Origin of the sequence: Lentzea sp. NEAU-D7 (assembly GCF_026242055.1) — a bacterium.
Lineage (GTDB): Bacteria > Actinomycetota > Actinomycetes > Mycobacteriales > Pseudonocardiaceae > Lentzea.
This window is the reverse complement of sequence record NZ_JAPJDL010000018.1, coordinates 118,401-128,489: the sequence shown is the minus strand read 5'-3', so window position 1 is coordinate 128,489 and position 10,089 is coordinate 118,401. Positions and strand designations below refer to the sequence as shown.

Annotated in this window: 6 protein-coding genes; 4 read left to right on the top strand and 2 right to left on the bottom strand. The window is 62.7% G+C overall.

Going from position 1 to position 10,089, the window contains the following annotated elements:
- The first annotated feature begins 59 nt into the window (after positions 1 to 59).
- Genes ORI60_RS31255 through ORI60_RS31245 form a run of 3 tightly spaced genes read left to right on the top strand, consistent with a single transcriptional unit; the run spans position 60 to position 5,661 of the window.
- On the top strand, positions 60 to 707 hold the full coding sequence (locus ORI60_RS31255) for a hypothetical protein (protein WP_266041591.1): 648 nt from the start codon (positions 60 to 62) through the stop codon (positions 705 to 707).
- A 7-nt stretch (positions 708 to 714) separates the two neighbouring features.
- A complete protein-coding gene (locus ORI60_RS31250) occupies positions 715 to 3,906 on the top strand; it encodes a helicase HerA domain-containing protein (protein ID WP_266041590.1) in 3,192 nt (1,063 codons plus the stop codon).
- Positions 3,907 to 3,930: 24 nt separating this feature from the next.
- Positions 3,931 to 5,661 carry an AIPR family protein gene (locus ORI60_RS31245; RefSeq protein WP_266041589.1) on the top strand — a complete coding sequence of 577 codons (1,731 nt, stop codon included), beginning with the start codon at positions 3,931 to 3,933 and terminating at the stop codon, positions 5,659 to 5,661.
- 741 nt (positions 5,662 to 6,402) lie between these two features.
- Here the strand turns inward: ORI60_RS31245 and ORI60_RS31240 are convergent.
- Entirely contained in the window at positions 6,403 to 6,561 is a 159-nt protein-coding gene (locus ORI60_RS31240) for a hypothetical protein (RefSeq protein WP_266041588.1), read from the bottom strand.
- 1,157 nt (positions 6,562 to 7,718) lie between these two features.
- Positions 7,719 to 8,204, bottom strand: coding sequence for a peptidase inhibitor family I36 protein (locus tag ORI60_RS31235; protein WP_266041587.1), 486 nt, complete (start codon positions 8,202 to 8,204; stop codon positions 7,719 to 7,721).
- 1,469 nt (positions 8,205 to 9,673) lie between these two features.
- Between ORI60_RS31235 and ORI60_RS31230 the strand changes: the two genes are divergently transcribed.
- Positions 9,674 to 10,012, top strand: a complete 339-nt coding sequence (locus ORI60_RS31230; protein WP_266041586.1) for a histone-like nucleoid-structuring protein Lsr2 — start codon at positions 9,674 to 9,676, stop codon at positions 10,010 to 10,012.
- Positions 10,013 to 10,089: the final 77 nt, after the last annotated feature.

The window sequence follows — 10,089 nt, the reverse complement described above, 5'->3', positions numbered from 1 at the left end:
ACGTGGCAACGCCGCTAGGGTCGACTGGCGATCATCATCGGACACCGGGGGGCACGCAGATGGCGAAAGCACCGCTCAGCATTCCGGAAAAATCCGCTTTGCTAGCGCTGTTGATGATCGGACGGAGTGCGTCTAATCGCGAGATACAGGATTTGTACGGCTTCACCATCGAGAAGGCGGTCCGAGAAAGCCTCGTGGACCAGAAACTGATCGAGGCCGAGCAGTCCAAAGCACACAGAAACGGGTGGCTTCACGACCTGACCGAAGTCGGCTGGAAACGCTGTCGTGAGCAGTTCGCGGACGCTTCTCCTTCTGGGGTGCAGCGAAAGGACCGCCTGCTGTACGGCGTCCTTCAGTGGATGGACCGGGTCCTCGTCAAAAACGGGCTGGAACTCGCCGACACGTACACGGAGCAGGAACCCGAGCCCGAGCCGGAGGCCGAGTCCACTGTGGATGAACGCATCCTCTCCGCCTACCACCGTCTGGTCAGCGATCCCGGAGCTTGGGTGGGCCTCGCCGAGCTGCGCGGTGCACTGCCCGACGTGGAGACTTCTGAGTTCGACGCGGCCGTGCACCGCGTCGCCGAGTTGCCGTCGGTGTTCCTCACCCCGGAGATGAACCAGAAATCCCTGACCGAGGCTGATCGCGCGGCGGCGGTCCGGCTCGGTGGAGAAGCGAAGCACCTGTTGTCCGTCAAGGCCTCCTGAGGCCGCCGTGGACGACGTCGAACGGCGTGCGCTGAACAACCTGAGGTTCGACTGGGCGCCGACACCCACCGCTGTGTGGGCCCCGCCGCCGGCACACGTGGAACAACTGAACGCCGATGTGGTGAACACGGTGCTCGGCGCCTTCACCGACGCCGACGTGGACCCGACGACGAACCCGCTCGGCATCGCGGTGACGGGGCAGCAGGGGGCCGGCAAGACCCACCTGCTGGGCGCCGTGCGCGTCGAGGTCCAGCGCCGTGGCGGCTACTTCTTCCTGATCAGCCTCGTGCACGGGAACAACTTCTGGCAGAACATCGTCCACTCGTTCCGCAGCGGCCTGTACCAGCCGGACGCCGCCGGGGAATCGCAGCTGTCCACGTTCCTGCACCGCTTCTCGGACGTTCTCGCGCTACCCGACGAGGTGCGTCGTCAGGTGATAGGCGAAAAGCCGGTGACGAAGGAGGCCCTTGACCGGGTCGTGGTCGCGTTGCGCGAGGCGAATCCGGCGGAAGGCCGGCAGTCGCGGCACACTGCGCGGGCGCTGATCCTGCTTGCGGCGGTCGACCCTGTTGTGCAGGAGATCGGCGAGGCGTACCTGACATCGGGCAGTGAGCTGGTACCCGGTGAACGCGCGGCGTGGGGCATCCATCCCGATCCGAAGCACCCGCACGAGATGGTCCGCGAGATTTCCAGTCTGCTCGGCATGACGGGAGCGAGCCTGCTCGCGATCGACCAGATCGACGCTCTCATCGCGCAGGCCGGCATCACGACGCAGTCGACGCACGAGTCGCCGTTCGTCCTGCCGCGCAACGAACTGTTCGACGAGATCGGCACCGGCCTGATGGAGCTGCGCGAGGCGGCGCGCCGGTCGTTGTTGATCGTCGCGTGCCAGTTCCCGGCCTGGGAGGCCATCCGCAAGTTCGCGCACCGTGCCGCGGTCGACCGCTTCCGCGAGGAGCTGCGTCTTCGGACCATCTCGACGGCGGAGGTGGGCCGGGCGCTGGTCGCGGCGCGGTTCGCGCCGCGGTTCAAGGACTGCGGATTCACCCCGCCGCACCCCACCTGGCCCGTCCGCCCGGAGGCGTTCGCGGACGCGACCCAGTACACCCCGCGTGAGCTGTTCAAGCGCATCAACGAGCACATCGCGTCCTGTTTGGACAAAGACCAGGTGGTGGAGCTGCTGTCGCTCGACCAGGTCGTGGCAGCGCGGCGGAACGGGGTTCCCGCCGTGCAGTCCTCCCGGCTCGGTGAGGAACGACTCGTCCCGCTTGACGAGTCGTTCGCCAAGCTGCGCGCCGAAGTCGATCCGGGCCCGGCCGTCCACAAGGACACCGAGGACAAGCGGATGACCGCGCTCCTCAGCGCGGCGTTGACCGCGTACCGGCACGAGCTGGGGGAACAGGGACGCGACTACGAGGTGGACGAGGTGTGGGGTGGGCGCAACCCCGCTCTGCACTCGAGGCTGAAACTGGTGCTCGACGACACGACCGAGGACGCGGTCCACTGGTCGTTCCGCGGGATCTCGACGGACAACACCCGCGCGGCGAAGAACCGGATCGAACGACTGCGGGTGATCTCAGAGGTCGACCCCCACACGGGCAAGCGCCGCGCGTACCTCCTGCGCACCGGCACGTGGTCCATGGAATCTCCCAGCACCAAGGGGGCGCTCGCGGAGTTCCGCGCCGCCGGTGGTGTGCTGGTGGAGAGCGTCGACGTGGAGGATCTGCGGACGTTCGCGGCGCTGGAGCTCATGCTCGAACGTCCAGGCGCCGAGCTGCACGAGTGGCTGCACCTGCGGAAGCCGGCGAGCGGAACGGCGCTGTTCCGCCTGGTGTTCGGGACTCCCGGCGAGCCGACGCGGCCTTCCCCTGGTCAGCCTGCACCGGAACCGGACGACGTGGCCGCGCAGGCACATGGCGAGTGGCCGACTGATGACCCCGACTTGTCGCGACAGCACCCACCCGCTCTGCCGGCGTCGATCTCCCTCGGCGACCGTGTGGAGACCGGAGAGCCGGTGTACGTGTCGCTGGAGTCGTTGCGCAAGCACACTGTCATCTTCGCGGGCTCCGGTTCGGGCAAGACGGTGCTCATCCGCCGCATCATCGAGGAGTGTGCCCTCCTGGGTGTGTCGGCGATCGTGCTCGACCCCAACAGCGACCTGGCGCGTCTGGGCGACGCGTGGCCTCAGCCGCCCAGCGGGTGGGCGCCGGAGGATCCAGGAAAGGCAGTCGATTACCTCGCGAACACCGACGTCGTGGTCTGGACACCTCGCCGGGAGATGGGTAGGCCCATCAGCTTCCAACCGCTGCCGGACTTCGCGGACGTCCTCGGTGACCCAGACGAGTTCGCCCTCGCGCTGGACATCGCCGTCGCGGCCCTCGCGCCGCGTGCCCGGGCTGACGGTTCGACGGCCAAGGCGGAGCGCACGAAGGCTGTGCTGCGCGAGGCGTTGACGTCGTTCGCTCGAGCCGGCGGTTCGGGCCTGAAATCGTTCCTGAACTACCTGTCCGACCTACCGGAGGAGGTGACCCAGCTCGCGAACGCCACCGCGATCGCTGGTGACGTGGCGCAGACGCTGCTCGCCGCGATGATCAACGATCCGCTCTTCGGAGGATCGGGCGCTCCGCTGGATCCCGGTGTGCTGCTCACACCGGCGCCAGGCAAGCGCGCCCGGATCTCGGTGATCAGCATGATCGGATTGCAGAACGACGACCAGCGCCGCGGCTTCGTCAACCAGCTCCAGATGGCCATGTTCGCCTGGATCAAGGCGAACCCGGCCGGCGACCGCCCGCTCGGCGGGTTGTTCGTCATGGACGAAGCACAGACGCTCGCCCCGTCCGGGGTGATGACCGCCTGTACGACGAGCACGCTCGCGTTGGCCTCGCAGGCGCGGAAGTACGGCCTGGGACTGGTGTTCGCCACTCAGGCTCCGAAAGGGATACACAACCAGATCGTCGGCAACGCCGCCACGCAGTACTTCGGGTTCATCAACAGCCCGGTGCAGGTGGCGGCGGCCAAGGAGATGGCCTCCGCCAAGTCCAGCACCGTGCCGGACATCTCGCGGCTGAGCGCGGGCGAGTTCTACGCGGTCGCCGAAGGCAAGCCTTTCCAGAAGGTCAAGTCGCCCATGTGCCTGAGCCACCACCCGTCGAGTGCGCTCACCCCCGAGGAAGTCCTGGTCCGGGCACGCACCGACTGAGCTCCGTGAGAAGAGGTCACCGCAATGGACCCGATCATCGCCAAGCTGGTCGACGAGTTCCAGACGAACTACGCCCTCGCGGACTTGACCCAGAGCGAGGCTTTCGAGGCGTTCGCCGCGTACTGCGTGCTGAGCGCCTACTACGAGGAGGAGTTCAACCCGGACGAGTTCCGCACGGGCGGCGGCAACGATCTGGGCATCGACGCGATCGGAGTGCTCGTCGACAGCATCCTGTTCAGGGACGCGGCAGATGTCCGGGCCCACATCCAGAGGTCTCGCCGCGTGGACGTGCAGATCGTCGTGATCCAGGCGAAGACCACGGCAGCATTCGACAGCCGGGTGATCTCCGACCTCGCCGACAACCTCAGCCACATCACCGGCACCGGCAGCGTGCCCTACGCGGCGTCCGGGGACATCGCCAACTTCCGCGAGTGCCTGGAGGCGGTGTACGGCAACATCGCGAAGCTGTCGGGCGCGCTGCCGGAGCTCCACGTCCACTACGTCACGACCGGGGATCGAGTCGCGGACATGGTGGCGAGCAAGGCGGTCTCCGCCGGCGAGCGCCTGCGGAGCCTCGGTCGTTTCGACCGAGTCGAGTTCCGCTGCGTGACCCGCGACGAACTCCGGCAGCTGTATCGTCGGGCGACGACGAAGGTGGCGGTCCAGTTCCCGATGCCGCGCAAGGTGTCGATGCCGAAAGTGCCGGACGTCCAGCAGGCGCTGCTCGGGCTGTTGTCCGCCAGGGACCTGGTGTCGCACATCCTCTCCGACGAGTCCGGCAGGCTGCGCAAAACGTTGTTCCACGGCAACGTCCGCGACTACCTCGGTGACGACAACCCCGTGAACCGGGAGATCGCGAACACCCTGCGTGATCCATCACGACGTGAGCGGTTCGCCGTGCTGAACAACGGCATCACGATAGTCACGCATGGTCTGCACGTGGTGGGTGACGACATCTACTTGGACGACTTCGAAATTGTGAACGGCTGCCAAACCTGCCACGTGCTCTTCGAACACCGGAACGAGCTCACCGACAACGTGCACGTCAGCGTCAGGATCGTGCATTCGCACGACGAGGACGTCATCAACGGCATCGTTGGCGCCACGAACCGGCAGACCACCATCAGCGAGGAAGATCTGACGATCCGCGAGAGCTTCCACCGGTTGCTGGAGGACTACTTCACGCACAGCCGCGATCCTGAGCGGAGGCTTTTCTACGAACGCAGGACCAAGCAGTACGAACACCACAGGGTCGAGAAGACCCGCATCATCACCCGTGCCCAGCTGATCCGCTCGTACACGGCGATGTTCCTGGGCGAGCCCACCCGCCGCGGCCAGTACCGGTCGCTGATCTCCTCCGGCAGCGGGCACCTGTTCGCCGAAGGCCACCAGCCGGTCGTCTACTACACGGCGGCCGCCGCCTTTTACCGCCTGGACTGGTTGCTGCGCAACGGCCGAATCCCGAAATCCTATGCTCCCTACCGCTTTCACATCATCAACGCGATCAAGCTCCGGGTGCTGGGCCGGGCTCCGATCCAGCACACCTCCCGCACGGCTGAGCGCGAGTGCAAGCGGATCCTCGACGTGATGTGGGACAAGTCAGCTGCAGAACGGTTGGTCCTGAACCTGCTGACGCCTCTGCAACGCGCGATAGACACAGAACAGGCCGAAGGTGTGGCCGCCCGGGAACTGGCCAGGACCCAACGCTTCACCAAGCGCGTCAGCAACGAGATCCTCAACTCGACGTGCCCCTGACCCACTCTTACGAGTTGACAAGAACCAGCCTGACGCTCACCGAATGCAACGTGAACCCGTCACCGATCGAACTGCGTGATCGGGCAAGGGGTCGCCCGAGCAAGAGGTGTGGGATGAGCGTTGCCGAGACAGTTCCCGATCGACTTGATGCAGTGCTCTAGAGGGAGATGCGGAGTTAGGAGACCCTGGCTCCTGATGATCTTCTAGGTGAGGCGAAGAGGTCACCGGCAGCCAATTGAGCGGCGATACGCTGACCTGCGAATTCGCGAATCTCGGTGACGCTTCGTGCAGATCTCGGGAGTTGGGGAGGACTTCTGCTCCCGATTGCTCCCGCGCAGCGCAAAGGGTCTGCCAACGAAGATCGTTGGCAGACCCTTTGACCTGGTAAAACACACTGTGGGCGATACTGGGATCGAACCAGTGACCTCTTCGGTGTGAACTATAGTGCCGAGAACGCGCCGAGCTGCGGAAACAAGAGTTCCGCAGCTCGGCGTGGGTCCGTTCAGGTCCATTGAGGACCGTTCCAGCACGTTCAACGAACGAACTTGCTCCCAATCTGCTCCCACTCGATGCTCCCAGGGCTAATCGGCGCTCGCCACCAGGTAGGCGACATCCAACTGAACCGAAGTTCGTCCAAGCCGATGCGGACGCGATTGTTGCCGAGGGAGATGAGCTCCGTGTGGGGCGAAGCTCCAGGTGACCACGGGCTGGGCAGCGGCAGCGATGTGCTTGGCCGAGCTGCTAACGTCTGCCGCCGCTTTCGCGGCGGCGGCCGAGGCTCGAGGTGAAGTAGGCGACGAGCACGTCGCCGATCGTGATGAGTTCGACGACTCGCTGGGACGAGACGTCGCTCGACACCAAGGCGATCACGTCGACGAGCACCACGATCACCACCAGCACGCGGACTACAGGGACGACCCCACAGCACCGCCGCAGTAGCGTCAGCAGGGCAGAAGACGTTACTGGCCGAGCGTGCAAAATTCGATGTGACATCGAATTATTCTGTTTCGATTTGGGCGGCTCATGGTCGTTCGGAGCTGTTTCGCACTCAGGTACAGGCGTGCCGAAGGCCCGTTGTCCGTGTGGCCAACGGGCCTTCGGTGTGAGAAGAGCGATCAACTCACCTGATCAGGCATCGCTCGCACTTCGACCTCTGTGAAATGTCAGCAGATATCACTCGATCGAATGAAGGATTTGCGAGATGGAGTGTTGCTTCCAGAACAGCCGCATAGCGCTGTTAAAGGATGCGGTCTACCTCCTCTGGCGGCGCCGCAGCGACGTACATCGGCGGATTACCACGGTGTTCGTCTGCCGGTCGGGGTTGGCCGGAGTGACCTCTGGCCTGCGGGAACCCCTTCTTGGCAGGCCGCGCGGGGGCCACGACCGCTTGAGGCGCTTGCTGTTGGAGCAGGTCGCCCTGGTGTTCGTCATGGTTCTTCTCCTGGAGATTCCTGGAAATTCACCGACCGGTACGGGATTGGACCGCATCTTCCGGCCGATTCGGAGCGGAGCTTGGCACATCTACGGCTGTCCGAGCCGACGGCGAGCATGGGTGAAGTATGGGTTGAGGCTTCGGGCGCGGCAGCAGAATTTGATCGTGCCTGTCGGCACAACAGTTCTTAACCGTAGGAGAGGTAGTGCGGATCGATTTGCTCGGGCAGTTCGCAGTGCGCCGGGACGAAACAATGGTCGTCATCAGGCATCAGCGCAGGGTCGTGCTCGTGATCGCGTTGCTCTCGCCCGGCCAGGAAGCGCCGAACGACCGGGTCTCCAACGCCCTATGGCCGGGCGAACCTTCGAAGTCGGTACCCGACGTGGTCCGGGAACCGCGCGAAGCCCTATCCGAAGCCAGGCAGGTGCTCAACGTCAAGGGGGAAGTACGTGCTGAAGCTCAACCCCGTGGCGCGCCAAGGTGCAGGCGCGGTTCCCAGATTAGGCAGTGCACCGCTAATGAACTCTGCTGGCCTCTCCATTGGTGATACCCGGCGTCGCAGTCGACCAGCTCCATCTCCTTGTAGATGATGTCGCTATCGCTCATCCAACTAAACCTAAGTCGCTTAAGGAAAAATCTCGTTAATGGCCACCCAGTGGGGAAGGCTTGTAAGAGATGCGTAACAGTCGGGATTCTTAATTCCGCCCGGCAGGAGCGCTGGAATCTTCTTGATCGAGGAAACTTGATCGTTTAGGTTAAATCGGTCAAGTCTTGAAATGCGCGAATAGGCTTGACCTCTGGGTCGCAATACAACCCAGGTTCCTTGGTATGATATGTGCTGATAAAGTTTGTAACAATTGTAGATGTCGGCGTTTGATGCCGAAGAAGCTTTGTCGTTGAAGCTGTATAGACTGAAGCGAAGGTCGGAAATATCCTGGTCGACTCCAAGTGATCTTCCGGCCGAATATTCGTTCTCGTATAGGCAGAGCTTATTTTCGGCGCATGATTCGGCACTTGCTTCTGTCGTGAAGATACCGTTGATCGCAGCGAATGCGACAACGGTGAATAGTGCCCCAATTTTGCTGGCAAGCTTAAGCATGATGTGGCCCACTCCTGTTTGCTTGAGTGACTTAATTTCTTCAGCCAGATTCTTTGCTCTTGCTCGAAGGCTTGTCAAGGCAAGTTGAAAATCTTTCTCTTTTGGGGCTTCAAAATTTCCTCAAGAGGTACACCTTCCGGTAACCTGCGCAGCATATGTCTCTTCGGTGGTATAGGCTGCCATGTCGGTATGTGCTGCTAGTTGCCCGATAAGTCAATTTATTGAGAAAAGTATCATATGTTGCCTCTCATCGAAGAGAAAAATGCGGCGTCGACCCGGTGGGCGGTCGCGCATGGTCGTAGCGCTGTGGTCTGGCGGGGTGGTCGTCGCGCAGCCGTTCGTACGCGGCAGCAGCCGTCCGAAATGGAGGTGGTGCCGGCATCGCAAAGTGACTATGGCGAGTCTGTCCGGCGTGGCCAAGCAATTCTTTCGCATGCAGGTCGAGCGGCACGGCGCAGCAAGTTGGAGTCCGTCGTGTGTCGTTTGGCGGGCTCGAACCGCGGCGCGGACGCCTATCCATAACCGAGTAAGTCGCCAGGCTATAAGAAAGTGATACGGATGCCAGGAATGGTGCGGATGCCAGCCTCGTCGAGCGGACTCTTCTGGTTATGTGGGATGTCCGCGAGCAATGGAATATCCGTTCGAGGTGACGTAATAACAGCAACGCTGACTACTTCCGTGCCGTGCTCAAGACCGTCGCGATGCGCTGCAGCTGGCCTATCGAAATCATCCGGCGCAGTACGTGGGACGCTAACTCCCAACCTGCTACCGGCGAACGCCTGGGCCTGCAGGACGAAATGACATCGCTCGGTAGCGTCCGGCCCGCATGATGTCCTGTATCTGTGGATCTTGGAGTTGACTACGCGGGTAACCGTCGGACGCTGGCGTCATCCGACGCGGATCCAGTGCAGACGGTGCTGGGAGGAGATGTGGCATAGAGTGCTCAAGTCGCAGGGTTGGCTCGCAAAAACCCCTGCAGGTCGAGTCGACATCACCGGATCTGTGGCATGTCTGCAGTTTCAAGGAAAGCTCCTAGCCGCCGGCACAAGGTTCGGTTGCTGTGCGACATGTATGACGTCGTCGGCGGCGGCGATATACGGACCGTGACGCGGCGTCTGGCACTCCCGCGGACAGCGCCGGTGCGGTCACCAGAAGTATTGCCCAAAGGAGGGGATGGCGTACCTGCCAAGGTCGGCGCGATAACGGCAACGAGATGGTGATCGTGCCTGCCCGAGGGGCATACACCAGCCTGTCACCTGCACCGCACGAGGGCCTCGAGCACGCCGTCGGCAAGAACACCGCCATAGATCAGAGCTGGCGACTATGGATCGGCGGCGTGGTCTGCACCGTGGTTAGTGATCGCTCCGTCGTTTTGTCGAGCTTCGGTGCTGCCCCGAAACGCATGACAGGCACCGTACAAGCGAACTTGCTAAGGTCACTGTTTGACCGTGAGAGCCGCGCTACCCGATGGAGTACTTCCCATGGCACAGAAAGTGCTCGTTCAGCTCATCGACGATCTCGATGGCACCGCTGCTGGAGATGTAGAAGCCGTTAGCTTCGGCCTAGACGGCGTCTCCTGCGAGATCGACCTCAAACAGGAGAATGCGGCGAAGTTGCGTGATTCCCTCGCTGACTTCGTTGCCAGCGCCCGTCGTGTAAAGAGGGCTGCGAGCACAACTCGAACTGTCGTGGCCGAGTCTCGTACTAAAGAGCAGACTAGGGCCATTCGCGAGTGGGCCAGGGCCAACGGTCACGAAGTTTCTGATCGGGGCCGAATCTCAACGAACATCATCGAGGAGTTTGAGAAGGCTCATCGGTAAAGTTCTGCTTTGACTGTGGTTAAGTTCAGGTTGCAGGGAGGAAGCCACGTCAACCTGCGCAGTCCGCCCGATTGTCA

Excerpts from the sequence above, each read along its gene's own strand:
- ORI60_RS31255 (WP_266041591.1), top strand. The coding sequence starts at position 60 with ATGGCGAAAGCACCGCTCAGCATTCCGGAAAAATCCGCTTTGCTAGCG.
- ORI60_RS31245 (WP_266041589.1), top strand. The coding sequence starts at position 3,931 with ATGGACCCGATCATCGCCAAGCTGGTCGACGAGTTCCAGACGAACTAC.
- ORI60_RS31230 (WP_266041586.1), top strand. The coding sequence starts at position 9,674 with ATGGCACAGAAAGTGCTCGTTCAGCTCATCGACGATCTCGATGGCACC.